Annotated in this window: 18 protein-coding genes and 1 pseudogene; 17 read left to right on the top strand and 2 right to left on the bottom strand. The window is 35.8% G+C overall.

All coding sequences use genetic code 11. The annotated features are described in order from the left end of the window. The 8 genes and pseudogenes from ACEYOS_RS09450 to rplQ form a co-directional block, all read left to right on the top strand. Positions 1 to 281 (top strand): annotated as a pseudogene (locus ACEYOS_RS09450) (preprotein translocase subunit SecY); the annotation flags it as partial. 8 nt (positions 282 to 289) lie between these two features. After that, positions 290 to 505 (top strand): translation initiation factor IF-1, encoded by a 216-nt coding sequence (infA, locus tag ACEYOS_RS09445; protein ID WP_031503426.1) that lies wholly within the window; start codon positions 290 to 292, stop codon positions 503 to 505. Between the two features lie 141 nt (positions 506 to 646). Further along, positions 647 to 763: a 50S ribosomal protein L36 gene (gene rpmJ, locus ACEYOS_RS09440; RefSeq protein ID WP_007839480.1), complete on the top strand. Its 117-nt coding sequence runs from the start codon at positions 647 to 649 to the stop codon at positions 761 to 763. A 9-nt stretch (positions 764 to 772) separates the two neighbouring features. Then, the gene (gene rpsM / locus ACEYOS_RS09435) at positions 773 to 1150 is read left to right on the top strand and encodes a 30S ribosomal protein S13 (RefSeq protein WP_133439512.1); all 378 of its coding nucleotides are present in this window, start codon (positions 773 to 775) and stop codon (positions 1148 to 1150) included. Between the two features lie 12 nt (positions 1151 to 1162). Then, positions 1163 to 1552, top strand: a complete 390-nt coding sequence (rpsK, locus tag ACEYOS_RS09430; RefSeq protein WP_027376638.1) for a 30S ribosomal protein S11 — start codon at positions 1163 to 1165, stop codon at positions 1550 to 1552. 88 nt (positions 1553 to 1640) lie between these two features. Beyond that, positions 1641 to 2249, top strand: coding sequence for a 30S ribosomal protein S4 (gene rpsD, locus ACEYOS_RS09425; RefSeq protein ID WP_373739260.1), 609 nt, complete (start codon positions 1641 to 1643; stop codon positions 2247 to 2249). Between the two features lie 33 nt (positions 2250 to 2282). Further along, on the top strand, positions 2283 to 3278 hold the full coding sequence (locus ACEYOS_RS09420) for a DNA-directed RNA polymerase subunit alpha (RefSeq protein ID WP_373739261.1): 996 nt from the start codon (positions 2283 to 2285) through the stop codon (positions 3276 to 3278). 6 nt (positions 3279 to 3284) lie between these two features. Next, a complete protein-coding gene (gene rplQ / locus ACEYOS_RS09415; RefSeq protein ID WP_193811645.1) occupies positions 3285 to 3815 on the top strand; it encodes a 50S ribosomal protein L17 in 531 nt (176 codons plus the stop codon). A gap of 191 nt (positions 3816 to 4006) precedes the next feature. On the opposite strand, the gene ACEYOS_RS09410 is transcribed toward rplQ, so the two are convergent. Further along, a complete protein-coding gene (locus ACEYOS_RS09410; RefSeq protein ID WP_373708991.1) occupies positions 4007 to 4423 on the bottom strand; it encodes a hypothetical protein in 417 nt (138 codons plus the stop codon). A 177-nt stretch (positions 4424 to 4600) separates the two neighbouring features. Between ACEYOS_RS09410 and eno the strand changes: the two genes are divergently transcribed. From eno to ACEYOS_RS09365, 9 genes are all read left to right on the top strand, one after another. Beyond that, entirely contained in the window at positions 4601 to 5893 is a 1293-nt protein-coding gene (eno, locus tag ACEYOS_RS09405) for a phosphopyruvate hydratase (RefSeq protein ID WP_373708992.1), read from the top strand. Positions 5894 to 5975: 82 nt separating this feature from the next. Then, positions 5976 to 7262: a citrate synthase gene (locus ACEYOS_RS09400; RefSeq protein ID WP_373708993.1), complete on the top strand. Its 1287-nt coding sequence runs from the start codon at positions 5976 to 5978 to the stop codon at positions 7260 to 7262. A 452-nt stretch (positions 7263 to 7714) separates the two neighbouring features. After that, the gene (locus ACEYOS_RS09395) at positions 7715 to 7996 is read left to right on the top strand and encodes a hypothetical protein (protein ID WP_373708994.1); all 282 of its coding nucleotides are present in this window, start codon (positions 7715 to 7717) and stop codon (positions 7994 to 7996) included. Then, positions 7993 to 10488, top strand: a complete 2496-nt coding sequence (gene paaZ, locus ACEYOS_RS09390) for a phenylacetic acid degradation bifunctional protein PaaZ (RefSeq protein ID WP_373709013.1) — start codon at positions 7993 to 7995, stop codon at positions 10486 to 10488. Before ACEYOS_RS09395 ends, paaZ begins: the two co-directional genes overlap by 4 nt. Before the next feature lie 24 nt (positions 10489 to 10512). Further along, positions 10513 to 10836: a DUF6150 family protein gene (locus ACEYOS_RS09385; protein ID WP_373739263.1), complete on the top strand. Its 324-nt coding sequence runs from the start codon at positions 10513 to 10515 to the stop codon at positions 10834 to 10836. A gap of 34 nt (positions 10837 to 10870) precedes the next feature. Then, the gene (tnpA, locus tag ACEYOS_RS09380) at positions 10871 to 11335 is read left to right on the top strand and encodes an IS200/IS605 family transposase (RefSeq protein ID WP_373708996.1); all 465 of its coding nucleotides are present in this window, start codon (positions 10871 to 10873) and stop codon (positions 11333 to 11335) included. 677 nt (positions 11336 to 12012) lie between these two features. Next, positions 12013 to 12705, top strand: coding sequence for an SMUG2 DNA glycosylase family protein (locus ACEYOS_RS09375; protein ID WP_373708997.1), 693 nt, complete (start codon positions 12013 to 12015; stop codon positions 12703 to 12705). Further along, positions 12702 to 13469 (top strand): enoyl-CoA hydratase/isomerase family protein, encoded by a 768-nt coding sequence (locus ACEYOS_RS09370; protein WP_373708998.1) that lies wholly within the window; start codon positions 12702 to 12704, stop codon positions 13467 to 13469. The genes ACEYOS_RS09375 and ACEYOS_RS09370 overlap by 4 nt, the downstream gene beginning before the upstream one ends. Positions 13470 to 13472: 3 nt before the next feature. Continuing rightward, positions 13473 to 14207 carry an SDR family NAD(P)-dependent oxidoreductase gene (locus tag ACEYOS_RS09365; RefSeq protein WP_373708999.1) on the top strand — a complete coding sequence of 245 codons (735 nt, stop codon included), beginning with the start codon at positions 13473 to 13475 and terminating at the stop codon, positions 14205 to 14207. Between the two features lie 94 nt (positions 14208 to 14301). On the opposite strand, the gene recQ is transcribed toward ACEYOS_RS09365, so the two are convergent. Further along, the gene (recQ, locus tag ACEYOS_RS09360) at positions 14302 to 16494 is read right to left on the bottom strand and encodes a DNA helicase RecQ (RefSeq protein ID WP_373709000.1); all 2193 of its coding nucleotides are present in this window, start codon (positions 16492 to 16494) and stop codon (positions 14302 to 14304) included. Between the last annotated feature and the right edge of the window lie 34 nt (positions 16495 to 16528).

The raw sequence follows: 16528 nt of genomic DNA, 5'->3' as shown, positions 1-16528 counted from the left end.
TTAGACCTGGGAAAGAAACCTCTGATTATCTGGATGATATTTTGTCAAAAATAACTTTGCCAGGTTCTATCTTTTTAGCTATCTTTGCAATCCTTCCAGCACTTGTGTATGGATCGATTGTTCAGACCGATCGTTTTGCCCTGTTTTTCGGGGGTACATCGCTTTTAATTATGGTCGGAGTAATCTTAGATACTGTACAACAGATCAATACGTATTTGTTGAATCATCATTATGATGGCTTAATGCAGTCTAAATTATCCAGAACAAACAACAATCTGTAATTAGATCAATGGCAAAACAAAAACATATTGAACAGGACGGCGTTATTACGGAAGCACTTTCGAACGCTCAGTTCCGTGTTGAACTTGAAAATGGGCATGTACTTATTGCGCATATTTCAGGGAAAATGCGAATGCACTACATCAAGCTTTTACCTGGCGACAAGGTAAAACTAGAACTATCTCCTTACGATTTATCGAAAGGAAGAATCACATTCAGATATTAATTTCAGCTTGTCTGAAGATTATTATAAAAGGAAACTTTCGAAGTCGCAAGATTTTATAAGAGTTTAAAATTTAAACAAAATGGGAATGATTCCGTAAGATCTCATTTAACCGTTGGAAAATTAGAAAAGAAAAGAAACAAAATGAAAGTTAGAGCATCTATCAAAAAAAGAAGTGCTGATTGCAAAATTGTTCGCAGAAAAGGCGTTCTGTTTGTGATCAACAAGAAGAACCCAAAATTTAAACAAAGACAAGGCTAAAATTAAATTATGGCGAGAATTTCAGGTATTGATTTACCAAAAAACAAAAGAGGCGTTATCGGTTTAACTTATATTTATGGTGTTGGGAGAAGTACTTCTTCTGAGATCTTAAAAGCAGCCGGCATCAGCGAAGACAAGAAAGTCAACGAATGGAATGACGATGAATTGGCATTGATCAGAAATTACATCACTGAAAACATTAAAGTGGAAGGTGAATTACGTTCTGAAACACAACTAAACATCAAGCGATTGATGGATATTGGTTGCCAACGAGGAATACGTCACAGACTGGGATTACCTTTAAGAGGACAAAGAACTAAGAATAATTCTAGAACCCGAAAAGGAAAGAGAAAAACTGTTGCTAACAAGAAAAAAGCAAGTAAATAATCGGTAAGAATTATGGCAAAACAGACTAAAGCAGTTAAGAAAAGAAAAGTAAAAGTTGAAGCAATCGGTGAGGCTCATATCCAAGCTACTTTCAACAATATCATCATTTCTTTAACAAATAAAAGTGGAGAGGTCATCTCTTGGGCATCAGCCGGAAAGATGGGATTCAGAGGTTCTAAGAAGAATACTCCTTTTGCAGCGCAAATGGCTGCAGAAAATTGCTCAACCGTAGCACACGATGCTGGACTACGCAGAGTAAAGGTTTACGTGAAAGGTCCTGGTGCAGGTAGAGAATCTGCTATCAGAACTATCCACAATTCAGGAATTGAAGTTAGTGAAATCGTTGATGTGACTCCAATGCCACACAATGGTTGTAGACCACCAAAAAGAAGAAGAGTATAATCTAAGAATCTTATGATTTAAGTTGAATTGAATGACCTTCATTTTTAATTAATAAAACTTAAATCGAGAATCTAAAATCTTAAAAAATATGGCAAGATATATTGGACCAAAAACAAAGATTGCAAGAAAGTTTGGGGCTGCAATCTACGGAGATGATAAAAGCTTCGAGAAAAGAAAAAACCAACCACCAGGACAACATGGTGTTAACAAAAGAAGAAACCAAAAGAAATCCGAGTACGCAGTTCAGTTAATGGAGAAGCAGAAAGCGAAATATACTTATGGTATTTTAGAAAAGCAATTTGCTAACCTATACGAAAAAGCGAACAGAGCTAAAGGAGTTACAGGGGAAGTACTTTTACAATTGTGTGAGTCTAGATTAGACAATGTGGTTTACCGTTTCGGTTTTGCAAAAACGAGAGCAGGTGCAAGACAATTGGTTTCTCACAGACACATTACAGTAAATGGAGAATTGGTAAATATCGCTTCATACACTTTGAAGCCAGGTGACGTAGTTGCAGTTAGAGAGAAATCTAAATCTCTAGAAGTAATTGCTGACTCTTTAGCTTACAAATCAAGTTATGAGTGGTTACAATTCAACGACGAAACTAAATCAGGTACTTTCGTATCAGCTCCGGAGAGAATTCAAATCCCGGAAGATCTGAAAGAACAATTGATCGTCGAACTTTACTCTAAATAATAATTTTTCAAATTTTTGCTCAACCTATATTATATGGCAATTTTAACATTTATTAAGCCCGATAAAGTAATCCTAATCAACTCTAATGAATTCAAAGGTCAATTTGAATTCAGACCATTAGAGCAAGGTTTTGGATTGACGATCGGTAATGCTTTGAGAAGAGTTTTACTTTCTTCTCTAGAAGGATATGCTATTTCATCTATCAAAATAGAAGGCGTAGAGCACGAATTTTCAACAATCCCAGGTGTAATTGAAGACGTTACAGAAATTATTCTGAATCTGAAACAATTAAGACTAAGAGCTAAAACAGACACTGCAACTGCAGAAGAAGTTACTGCCAAAGTATCTGGACAAAATACTGTTACAGCAGGTGACTTAGGTAAATCAATGCAAGAATTTGAAGTATTGAACCCTGAGTTAGTAATCTGTTCAACAAATAAAGATGTGAAATTTGAAATCACATTCAATATTGAGAAAGGTAGAGGTTATGTTCCTTCGGATCAAAATAAAAATGCAAATGCTCCTATCGGAACTATTGCAATTGATTCAATCTACACCCCGATCAAGAAAGTTCAGTACAGTGTTGAAAACTATCGTGTCGAGCAAAAAACAGACTACGAAAAACTTGTTTTGGATATTGAAACTGATGGGTCAATCACCCCTCAGAATGCTTTAACAGAAGCTTCTAAGATATTAATTTATCACTTCATGTTGTTCTCCGATGAGAGAATTACTTTGGAGACTGAAGCCGTAAAAGCCTCAATCCAATACGACGAAGAAACTTTACATACAAGACAACTCCTTAAATCGAAATTAGTAGATATGGATCTGTCTGTAAGAGCATTAAACTGCTTGAAAGCTGCTGAAGTTGAATCTTTAGGAGAACTAGTTTCTTACACGAAGTCTGATTTGATGAAATTCAGAAATTTCGGTAAAAAATCTTTAACAGAATTAGAAGAATTAGTGCACGCAAAAGGTCTTAACTTCGGTTTCGACGTTGCAAAATATAAATTAGACGCTGATAAATAACAAACAATGAGACACGGTAAAAAATTCAATCACTTATCTAGAACAGCTTCTCACAGAAGTGCTTTGCTTTCTAATATGGCTTGTTCTCTTATTGAGCATAAAAGAATCAACACAACTGTTGCTAAAGCGAAAGCTTTAAGAGTGTATGTTGAACCGATCCTTACAAAAGCGAAAGAAGATACAACACACAACAGAAGAACAGTTTTCTCTTACCTGCAAAGCAAAGAAGCAGTTACTGAATTATTCAGAACAGTTGCTCCTAAAATTGCAGAAAGAAATGGTGGTTACACAAGAATCATCAAAACTGGATTCAGACAGGGCGATGCTGCCGATATGGCAATGATCGAACTTGTAGATTTCAATGAACTTTACAACCCGAACGCTGAAGAGAAAAAAGTAACTAGAAGAAGCAGAAGAGCGACTCCTAAAGCAGCAGAAGCTGTTGCTGAAGTAAAAGAAACTCCTGCTAAAGAAGTTAAAACTGAAGAGCCAACTGCAGAAGCTGCAGATGCTACAGAAGAAAAAGCTGGCGAATAATATTCCCAAGCTGATATATTAAAATCCGTTCAATTTATTTTGAACGGATTTTTTTATTTTTAAATGATCCTTTATCTAATTGATGAACGGTAGTTTTTTTTCGAAGTCGCAAGAATCGAACATTTCCTTAATTATCTCATTGATTGCTCCTCTCTTACCTCACTCTTTTTACTTTTTACTTAGCTCTTAAATTACTGACCTCTAGCTTTCTTCAACAAAATAATATTATCTTCCTGCGTGATCTTGATGCTGTCATCTTTAACCAAAATGGTGAAGTCATAATTCCCGTAAGTGGTTCCCGCGGATGATACTTCCTTCTGCGGAGCAGCAATGGTTTTATTATTACTTCTTATGCTGATGGTTTTCTCTTCATTGTTAAAGGTAACCAAAGTTGACGTTCCATCTGTGCCTACATAACGATCAGTGTATTCTTTCGCGCTTTCATTTCCGGCAGTTATTTGATCGGTTATATCCACAGAATCTTTAGGTAAATCAGCTGAATAGCCGTTTTCCTGTTTGATGACACTTTTGTTTCCTTCTGTGTTTTTGTTGCAGCTAAGAGTAAGCATTAGTATTGAACTCGCCGCAAGTAGAACTGTTTTTTTCATGATTAAAATTTTTAGTGATAATCAAATTTAATGATAACTTTTCTAATTCGAAATATACCCCTGTAATTAACTAAATTTTAACTCAAACCTATCTAAAATCATCGTATAAAACCGTGGCAATCATTCAATTTTAACTAAATTTGTAATTCATATTAAATAATACTAAAAAATTATACAATGAGTTACATTTCTTACATTGAAGCAAGACAAATTCTGGATTCCAGAGGAAACCCTACCATTGAAGTTGATGTCTTTACCGAAGCAGGTTCCATGGGCCGTGCTGCAGTTCCATCTGGAGCTTCTACGGGTGAACACGAAGCTGTGGAATTACGCGACGGAGCAAAAGAGTTTGGCGGAAAAGGAGTTTTGAAAGCAGTTGAAAATGTAAGAGAAATTATTGCACCCGAATTGATGGGGATTTCAGTTTTCGAACAAAACCTAATTGATCAGATTATGATCGAATTAGACGGAACTCCAAACAAAGCAAATCTAGGTGCCAATGCTATTTTAGGAGTTTCTTTAGCCGTTGCAAAAGCAGCAGCTTTGGATCTAAAGATTCCTTTGTACAAGTATATTGGTGGCGTAAACGCAAATACACTTCCAGTTCCCATGATGAACGTGATTAACGGTGGTTCACACTCTGATGCACCTATCGCTTTCCAGGAATTTATGGTGATGCCTGTAAAAGCAGATTCTTTTGCACACGCGTTACAAAAAGGAACAGAGATCTTCCATGAATTAAAAGCAATTTTAAAATCTAGAAATCTTTCAACCGCAGTTGGTGACGAAGGTGGTTTTGCTCCGAAATTTAATGGGACAGAAGATGCTTTAGATACCTTAACGCAAGCGATTACGAACGCTGGTTACAAAGCAGGTGACGATATTATGTTCGCTCTGGATTCTGCAGCTTCAGAATTTTATGTAGATGGAAAATATGATTACCGTAAATTTGAAGGTGAAAATGGAGCTTGTAGAACTCGTGAAGAACAAGTTGATTACTTAGCAGAATTGGCTTCCAAATATCCAATTATTTCTATCGAAGATGGTATGGATGAAAACGATTGGGAAGGATGGAAATTATTAACAGAAAGATTAGGAGAAACTGTTCAGATCGTTGGTGATGACTTATTTGTAACCAATACTGAAATTTTAGCTAAAGGAATTAAAGAAAATATCGGGAATTCTATTTTAATTAAAGTAAACCAGATCGGTACTTTGTCAGAAACTATGGCAGCGGTGCAAATGGCACAACATAATAAATACACCACTGTGATCTCGCACAGATCTGGTGAAACTGAAGATTCTACCATCGCAGATTTAGCAGTTGCTATGAACTGTGGACAAATTAAAACAGGTTCGGCTTCCCGTTCAGATAGAATGGCGAAATACAATCAATTGCTGCGTATTGAAGAAGCTTTAGGAGATACGGCCTACTTCCCAGGACTTGACGCCTTCAAAATAAAACGATAATAGATAAAATTCATGGGGTGACTCTAAAAAACACTTGCAGTTTCATTCCAATATTTATAAATTAGTAAAAAATTAAATTATAATGTCAGATAACAAAGTTATATTAAACTATGATGGTAAAGCCTTTGAGTATCCTATCATAGAAAGCACAATCGGTGACAGAGGAATCGATATCTCAAAGCTAAGAGACCAAACCGGTTTGATTACTTTAGATTTAGGATATAAAAATACTGGAGCCACTTTAAGCGACATCACTTACCTTGATGGTGATAATGGTGAATTGTATTACAGAGGATATCCGATCGAACAAATTGCGGATAAATCAAGTTTTACAGAGGTGATGTATCTTTTGTTAAATGGTAATTTACCAACGACAGATCAATTCGCAGGTTTCGAAAAAGGAATCAAAAAATACAATTTCGTAGCTGATGAGATGAAAAGGTTGATCGACGTTTTCCCTCGTTCAGCGCATCCAATGGGAGTTTTATCTTCGCTAACATCTGCCTTAACCGCTTTTAATCCAAAAGCTGTTGACGTAAGATCAAAAGAAGAAATGGATCACGCCGCAGAAATGCTGATCGCCAAGTTCTCTCACCTTTGTGCGTGGACTTACCGCAAGAAAATGGGCTTACCGATCAATCATGGAGACGACAGCTTAAACTATGTAGAGAATTTCTACAAGATGTGTTTCCGTCGTCCAAACCAGGAATTTCACTTAGATTCTACCATTGTTAATGCTTTAGATAAATTATTGATTCTTCACGCAGATCACGAGCAAAACTGTTCTACATCAACAGTAAGAATGGTTGGGTCAGCACACACTGGCTTATTTGCTTCAGTTTCAGCAGGGATCTCTGCACTTTGGGGACCACTTCATGGTGGCGCAAACCAGGCTGTGATCGAAATGTTGGAGATGATCGAGCAAGATGGTGGCGACGTTGCAAAATATGTTGAAAAAGCAAAAAATAAAGATGACGATTTCCGTTTGATGGGCTTTGGACACAGAGTTTACAAAAACTTCGATCCAAGAGCACGCATCATTAAAAAAGCAGCAGATGATATTTTCGCAGCTTTAGGAATTGAAGACAAAGCTTTAGACATCGCTTTACAGTTAGAAAAAGTAGCCTTAGAAGATGAATATTTCATCGAAAGAAAATTGTATCCAAACGTAGATTTCTATTCAGGAATTATTTACCGTGCATTAGGAATTCCAACCGAAATGTTTACCGTAATGTTCGCTTTAGGAAGACTGCCAGGCTGGATCTCTCAGTGGAAAGAAATGCGTTTGCACAACGATCCAATCGGTCGTCCACGACAAGTTTATCAAGGTTCACCAAAACGTGATTACGTAGATATGAGCCAAAGATAATAGCTTAAAAATACTTACAAATTCCCTTTCAATTTAATTTGAGAGGGATTTTTTTGGGCGCACATTTCCGTCTTCCGTTCCCGCTTTTTTCTTTGGTGGCTTCGACTCCGCTCAGGCACCAGAGAAAAAGAGCTCCACTCAAGCCGGGGCGCAGATCCGTCCTTAAAAGAAGGTTTTCTCAAAATTGAAAATTTCAGTATCTTAACACTCGAAAAAGAATAAGTTTTCGAATTAATAGTAAAGGACTTTAGCCCGTTCGAAGGATGAATTTAAGGATGGGCTCTAGCCAAAACATATTTTGATTTTAATAGCTAATTAAGTTTAGTAAAGACATTTGAAGCACTCAGTAAATATTCTTAACGTTCCTTAATACCTTAATGTTGAAAAAAAATTATTAAAAAAGTCTTAATTTTACAAATCAACATCACCCAAAATAAATGTCATTAATAAGAATGAATTCAAAAAATAAAAAGATACTTGCAGCTTCAGGAATATTCCTGGTTGCACTCAATATTTTCGCATTCTATACTCTTCAAGAAGGAATCGGAATCGCAAAAGCTATAAATAATACACAAAATAAAGAAGCTTTAAAGTCATTGGAACAAAAGCAGATCCTGAGTGATGTTGTACCTTCCTTAATTTTCACAATTGATATAGCATTGCTATTTTTTCTTTGCTATCTCTTAATTAAAATATTGATCAAAAGTTTAAAAAAATCTACATCTACAAAATAATGAAACTAAAAAATTACATCACCGGACACTGGATCGAAGGATCAGGAAATGAAGTTCCATTGTATAACGCGGTCAACGGCGAGTTGGTTGCGATTTCCGATACAGGCGGAATCAATTTTGAACAAGCCTTAGATTACGGCCGAACTGTGGGCTACAGGAATCTTTCCTCCATGACTTTCTACGATCGCGGTGAAATGTTAAAGAAAGTGGCTTTGTATTTATTAGAAAGAAAGAAAAAATATTACGATTTATCTTATAAAACCGGTGCAACTCACGCCGACTCGTGGGTAGATATCGAAGGAGGTTTCGGTACTTTCTTTACGTACTCTGGGTTAGCAAAAAGAATGTTACCCAACACGCCTTTTTGGGTTGATGGAGACACGCAGAAACTTGGAGCTAACGGAACTTTTATCGGAACGCACATTTTAACGCCGAGCGAAGGAGTATCGGTTCAAATTAATGCTTACAACTTTCCTGTTTGGGGAATGTTAGAAAAATTATCGACGTCTCTTTTGGCCGGAGTTCCAAGTATTGTAAAACCAGCAACCCCAGGTTCTTATCTGACAAACGCAGTGTTCCAGGACATGATCGAAAGTGGGATTCTTCCGGAAGGTGCCATCCAATTGGTTTGTGGGGAACCGGGAAATATTTTGGATTATGTTCAGGATGGAGATTCTGTTCTCTTCACCGGTTCAGCTTCCACCGGAAAAAAATTAAAATCTTTACCTTCAGTTTCTAGTAATTCTGTCCGCTTTAATATGGAAGCAGATTCTTTAAACTGTTCAATTCTCGGTCTCGATGCAAAACCCGGAACACCTGAATTTGATTTGTTTATCAAAGAAGTTCGCAGCGAAATGACGACCAAAGCCGGACAAAAATGTACCGCAATCCGAAGAATTATCGTTCCCGAAAATTTAATTGGCGATGTTCAGAATGCCTTAAGCAAAGCTTTAGATCAAACCAAAATAGGAAATCCGTTAAGCCGCGAAACCAGAATGGGTTCCATTGTTGGTAAAAAAGAAATGGAAGTTCTTCAAGGTAAAATCGATTTACTGAAAGCCGAAACTGAATTAATTTACGATGGTAAACAAGAATTAGTAGATGCTGATTACGAAACTGGAGCCTTTATGACTCCAAAAGTCTTTTACAATGATAAACCTTTTGAAAAAAACAGTTCCCACGAAGTAGAAGCATTCGGACCGGTTTCCACGATTATGCCTTACAAAGACGCTGATGAAGCTGCAGCTTTAGCAAAACGCGGAAAGGGAAGTTTAGTAGGTTCCATCATTTCCCGCGATGAAAAATTCGTCGCGGAAACCTCCTGGAAAATGGCTTCTTCGCACGGACGAATTTTTGTCCTAAATCGTGATAATGCTAAAGAATCAACCGGCCATGGTTCACCTTTACCAAACTTAATGCACGGCGGTCCTGGAAGAGCGGGAGGTGGTGAAGAAATGGGCGGGTTAAATGGGCTTCATTTCTTTTTACAGAAAACAGCAATCCAAGGTTCACCGGATATTTTGACTGCGATTACAAAAGTGTATCAGCAAGGTGCAACTCCGACTTACTCAGATAAACATCCATTTAGAAAATATTTTGAAGAAGTAGAAATCGGTGATTCTTTAGAAACCGCCGGAAGAACAGTAACAGAAGCTGATATCGTGAATTTTGGAAATGTTTCTTGGGATCATTTCTACGCCCATACCGATTCAACTTCTTTGAACGGAACCATTTTTGATCAAACGGTCGCTCACGGATATTTCATACTTTCCGCAGCGGCAGGTTTATTTGTGTCCGGTAAAAAAGGTCCAGTGATTGCGAACTACGGTTTAGAAAATGCGAGTTTCTTTAAACCGGTTTACGCTGGAGATACCATCACGGTTTATTTAACCGCGAAAGAAAGAATCAACAAAGGCGTAAAAGGAAGAAACGTTCCAAGTGGCGTTGTAAAATGGTTGGTAGAAGTAGTGAATCAGCGTGAAGAAATCGTTTGTGTTGCAACGATCTTAACCTTAGTGGCGAAGAAATCACCTTTCATTAAAATTGATTATAAAGATTTTGCAAAACGTTTAGGTAATTTAACGGAGAAAACGGTACCACAGTGGGGAAGAATGAATGCGCAACAAATGCTTGAACATTTGGAAACCACCATGAAATATAGTACCGGTGAATTGGAAACTTCAGAATGTAAAACACCGGAAGAGCATTTAGAAAAATATCAGGATTCACTCTATAATTTCTATAAAATGCCGAAAGATTTTCCTGCACCTTTTTTAGAAGATGGAAAATTACCGGACTTAAAATATAAAAATCTGGATGAAGCCAAAACTCATTTCATAGAATCGGTAAAAAATTATCAGATCTATTACCGAGAAAATCCAGAAGCAGAACATTTACATTTTGTCTTCGGAAAATTAAATAAAGAAATGATGGAATTATTTCACCAAAAACATGTGACGCATCATTTTGAACAATTTGGATTAACTGATTAATTTTTACTTGAAATGAAAAGGCGTTTGACATTAATTTTCATACTATTATTTACTTTGCAATTTTCTGCGCAAAAGATTTTTTCGGCCGATTATCAAAGTCAGGCCGATGTTAAAGTTTTCGTAGTGAAATATGAAAGTCAGGCAGATTTGAAAGTGTATAAAGTAGATTACCAAAGTCAGGACGAAGGAAATGATGGGAAATGGTTCTTTGTAAAATATTCCAGTCAGGCAGATAAGAAGATTTATTTTGTCGATTACGAAAGCCAGGCAGATTTAAAAATATTTTTTGTGAAATATCAAAGTCAGACTGGCTGGAAAAAGAAAGAAAAGAAACAATTGATGTATTGAAGGTAATAATTAATTTTATTTAAAAATCGTAAAGATGCCGAATACTTATACTCAGATTTATATTCAATTGGTTTTTGCTACGAAAGGGCGGGAAAACAAAATCCGTTCTGAATTCCGGGAAGAGATTGAGAAATATATAACAGGAATATTCACAAACAAAGAACAAAAGATCATTGCGATATATTTAAACCCAGATCATATTCATATTTTTTTCAGCTACAAAAATTTAAAAATTGGTATTCCAGATTTGGTAAAGGTGGTGAAAACTGAAGCAACAAATTTTATTAATGAAAAGAATATGGTTCAAGGAAAATTTTCTTGGCAAGTAGGTTATGGTGCATTTTCTTATGCGAAGAGTCAAAAATATGCGGTAACAAAATATATTCTTAATCAAGAAGAACATCATAAGAAAAGGAATTTTAAGGAAGAGTATTTAGATTTATTGAATAAATTTGAAATTGATTTTAAGGAGGAGTATTTGTTTGAATTTTATGATTAGATTTTGGGAAGAAGATAATTGTGTTTTTAAGATAGTGTTCCTACGGAACGCTCTAAAATAATGTATTATTAATTCTACACAGATACGATTCCTACGGAATCAATACGAAAGTAAGATTAATTGTAAGGGTGATGTTTGTTCGCAGGAACAAAATGTGTGTAGTAAAAGAAAGATAGCGTTCCTGCGGAACGCGCCCAAATTAGATTACAATATTCCTACACAGATACGATTCCTACAGAATCAATACGAAAGTAATATTAATTCTAATGGTGAATTTTGTTCCGTAGGAACAACATAGGTTTTTAAAAAAAAAATAAAAGATAGCTTTCCTACGGAACGCTCCGAAAATAATGTAGCATTAATTTTACACAGATACGATTCCTATGGAATCAATACGAAAGTGAGATTAATTTAAAGGGTAGAAGTTTGCTCCGTCGGGACATCATCTGTGTAGGAAAAAAGAAAGATAGCGTTCCTACGGAACGCCCTAATAATAATGTGGTATTAATTTTACACAGATACGATTCCTACGGAATCCATACGAAAGTAAGGATAGTTCTAAGTGTAAAGTTTGTTCCGTAGGAACAACATCTGTGTAGAAAAATATAGAAAACAAAAATTTGCGTTCCGTAGGAACGCTATCTAAATGAATATTTCTTTAAAATCGACAAAATATTTTGAAAAAAACAATAGGAGAACAGGTAGTAGCATTCAATAAAAAACTACATTACTCAGGAGATCTTCCTGAAGGTTTCGACGTGCTCAATCCGTTTTTCGATAATCCCGAAACTTTAACGGTGATGACCAAGTTTTATCAAAAGTTTTACAACGATCATAACCAAAGAAAATTCATCATCGGAATCAATCCCAGTCGGCATGGAGCCGGAGTTACAGGCGTTCCGTTTACCGATACGAAAAGACTGGAAATGGTTTGTGGAATTGAAATGAAATCTGCGCATACACACGAGATTTCTTCATTTTACCTCTACGATGTGATTGAACAATTTGGCGGGCCTGAACTATTTTATAAAGAATTTTATATTAATTCGCCATTTCCTTTAGCCATTACGAGAAGAAATCTTCGTGGATTTGTAAACGCCAATTACTATGATGATAAAAGCTTATTCGAAGCCGTGAAACCATTTATGATTCAGAGTTTAAAGGATCATATCAGTTTGGGTTTAGACACTTCTGAAGTTTTTATTTTAGGAAAAAAGAACGCCACTTTCATTGACAAGATCAATAGTCAGGAACATTTTTTTGATAAACTGACGGTGTTGGAACATCCAAGATATATTCAGCAATACAAAAGCAAAGAAAAACAATTATACATCGATAAATATTTAATCGTCCTAAATAAAGCCTTATGAACAATGGATTCGTCAATCAGGAAATTAAAAATAATATTTCAGAAATCACTTTCGGAACTCCCAAAAGCAATTCTTTGCCCGGAGAGATTTTAGAATTACTCGCTGAAACAATTTTAGAAAGTGGAGAAAATAAAAATGTAAAAGCAATCCTTTTAAAATCTGAAGGTGAAAAAGCATTTTGCGCCGGAGCAAGCTTTGATGAACTTTTAGAAATTGAAGAATTAGAAAAATCAAAAATATTCTTTGGTGGTTTTGCTAAAGTTTTAAATGCGATGCGATCTTGTGGGAAATTAGTGATCGTTAGAGTACAAGGGAAAACTACTGGTGGCGGAGTCGGAATCGCTTGTGCGGCAGATTACTGTTTTGCCACAAAAGATTCCGCAATGGCTTTAACAGAATTAAATTTAGGAATTGGACCTTTCGTAATCGGACCATTTGTAGAAAGAAAAGTGGGAAAATCAGCGTATTCAGCGATGTCCATTGATGCGGATTTCCGTAGCGCCGATTGGTGTGAAAAACACGATGTTTATCATTCTGTTTCAGAAAATATTTCTGAGATGGATAAAGAAATAAGAGGATTCATGGAAAAATTATCCACCAGAAGTTCCGACGCTTTGGCTTTAATTAAAAAAGTATCGTGGGAAGGAACCGAACATTTCGAACAGTTAATGCCAGAAAGAATTTTAATGAGCGCTTCTTTAATTTTGGAAGATTCAGCCAAAGAAAATATCGGAAAAATTAAAGAAAGACTTCGTGCGAAATAATCGATGAGTAACAATCTTCATAAAACAGTCCTTATTCTCGGAGCCAATTCCGATGTTGCGAAACAATGTGTTTTGCAATATTTGGAAAAGGGATTTTCCGTTATTGCTGCTTCAAGAGATCTCAATTCTTTGGAGGGATTTGTAAAATTAAACAGTATTGATTCTTCGAAAATCACCTTGAGTTATTTTGATGCTGCTGATTTTTCTTCTCATCAACAATTTTATAGTGAACTTTTTGTAAAGCCGAATATCGTAATTTACGCTGCCGGTTTTTTAGTTGAAAATGAAAAAGCGCTTCATGATTTTGAAAGTGCGAAAAGAATGATGGAAGTCAATTATATGGGCGCGGTTTCTATTCTGAATATCATCGCGATGGATCAATCGAATAAAAATTTAGAAAGAATTATTGGCCTGTCTTCACTTTCTGGAGTTCGTGGGCGTAAAAGTAATTTTATTTATGGAAGTACAAAATCTGCTTTCACGCAATATTTAGTCGGACTTCGACAGGAATTAGCTGAACGGAAAATCATTGTTAATGTTTTGGTGAGTGGTTACATCAATACTAAAATTAATGCGGGTTTAGAGCTCAATAAAAATTTGATGATGCAGCCGGATTATGTTGCGGAACAGATTATAAATGCAGGGAATTCTTTTTCTATCGTTCCTAATTTCAAATGGAAAATCATTTACTATATCTTGAAGATTTTGCCTGAAAGTTTAGTTTCGAAATTGCCGTAACAGAAGCGGAAAACTAATTTTCCGCTTCTGATTTTAAAACGATTTTTCGATCACGAGTTTCTATATAATCTAATACCGCATATTTCTGCCTTCTTTAAAGCATCTGTTTATCTCTTTCTTGCCATTTGTAAAGAGCAACTGCGATATGAATTTCAAAGTAAGAATAATCATCACCAAGTTCTTCCTTTATCGCTTTTAAAGATGGAATAGTTTGACTTTTTGCAATAGAAATAATAGGATCTAATTTATTGATATCCATTAATTCGCTGGCTTTAATTGTTCCAACTTCCACAAAATTGGCTAAATGATTTTGAATGGTATTCAAAGATAAGTTCCGGATTTTCGCAATATCTTCTACGCTGTTTCCATCTTTGTACATTTGGAAAGTTGTAGTATAAGTTCCCGCTTCGTACTTATTTGTTTTCTTTGGAGCACGTTTTATTTTAGGTGTTTTTTCGGCAATCTTGCTATTCAAATTGTTTTTGTTGCAATAATCTACGATTACATTTAAAAATATTTCACCGTATTTCTCTATTTTAAAAGCTCCGAAACCACTGATTTGATTCAATTCTTCTTTGGTGTTTGGAAGATAACTTGCTAATTCCATTAAACTTGCATCAGAAAAAATAACGTAAGGTGGTACATGTTCTAGCTCGGCTTGTTGTCTTCTTAAAATTCTTAATTCATCAAATAAATCAAGGTTTGCATCAATTTCATTGATCGAATGTGAAGTTTCTAGTTCTGCTACAGTTACCGCTTTGGCGAGTTCTTTTACTTTTTGAAGGTTTACTGTTCTCTTCTTAAATAAAACTTCTTTACTCTTTTCTGTTAATTTTAATACAGAAAATTCCTCATTCGATTCACGCAGAAAATCATTAATCATTAATTGCTTTATTAAATTTTGCCAGTAGGTTTTATCCGCATTGGAGCCAATTCCATAAGTAGGCAAATTGCGCATATAATCTGTAATTTTTACTCCTTTTGAACCTCGGATAAAATCGATAATTAAATTTTTTCCATAGCGTTCTTTCAATCGATAAACAGCACTTAATAATTTTTGAGCATCTAAGGTAGCGTCCCAATTTTCAAAATCACTCAAACAATAATCGCAGTAATTACAATTTCCAGGATGTGATTCTCCAAAATATTCCATCAAATATTGTCGTCTGCATTTTTGCATTTCGGCAAAGTCTGTCATTTGTCTCAATTTTCGCAGCATCAAGGTGGATTGTTCCTCGTTGCCTTCAACCATTGCAAATCTTTTCAGTTTCATCACATCGGCAGTCGAGTAAAATAAAATCGCTTCACTCGGCAAACCATCTCTTCCGGCTCTTCCTGTTTCCTGGTAATAACTTTCTATATTTTTCGGAAGGTCTGCGTGCATCACAAAACGAACATTGCTCTTGTCGATTCCCATTCCAAATGCAATGGTAGCAACCATTACTCTGATTTTATCTTTGATAAAATTATCTTGAACCTGTGCTCTTTCTACAGACGAAATCCCGGCGTGATAAAACGCAGCATTCACTCCGTTTTCTTTTAAATTATTCGCCAGATCTTCCGTCCCTTTTCTCGACAAACAGTAGATAATTCCCGAATCATTTGGGTGTTCATTAAGATATTGAATGACATGATTAAGCACAGATTGTTTTGGCTGCACAAAATATTTAATATTGGCTCTGTCAAAAGATGAAATTAAAACTGTTGGTTCGTGAAGATTCAACTGTTTAATAATGTCTTGCCTCGTAATTTCATCAGCACTGGCGGTTAATGCAATGATTGGAACTTTCGGAAATTGCTTCTTAATTCCATTTAAAAATAAATAATCCGGACGAAAATCATGTCCCCAATGTGAAACACAATGTGCTTCATCTACCGCAAATAAGGAAATGTCGATCTCTTTCAACAACTTTAAAAACGAACCATTATCTGCGCTTAGTTTTTCTGGCGCTACATATAAAAGTTTGAGTTTACCTTCTTTTAATTGATGAAAAGTTTCATTCTGCTCCAAAGGATTCATCGAAGAATTGAGGAAAGCCGCAGAAATTCCATTCACACGCAAAGCATCAACCTGGTCTTTCATCAGAGCAATTAAGGGTGAAATCACTATCGCAGTTCCCTCCAAAACCAACGCCGGAACTTGATAGCACAAAGATTTTCCACCGCCAGTTGGCATGAGCACAAACGTATCTTTTTTTGCAATTACATTTTCCACTGCACTTGCTTGGTTCAATCTAAAACGATTGTAACCAAAATATTGTTGAAGTATTTCTGTGGATTTTTCCATTGCTCAAAATAGGTGTTAGGGTAAAATTAGTAAA

Origin of the sequence: Kaistella sp. (assembly GCF_041824135.1) — a bacterium.
In the GTDB taxonomy this organism is placed as follows: Bacteria; Bacteroidota; Bacteroidia; order Flavobacteriales; family Weeksellaceae; genus Kaistella.
The sequence above is the reverse complement of the archived record's forward strand: the minus strand, read 5'-3'. Positions and strand labels throughout refer to the sequence as shown.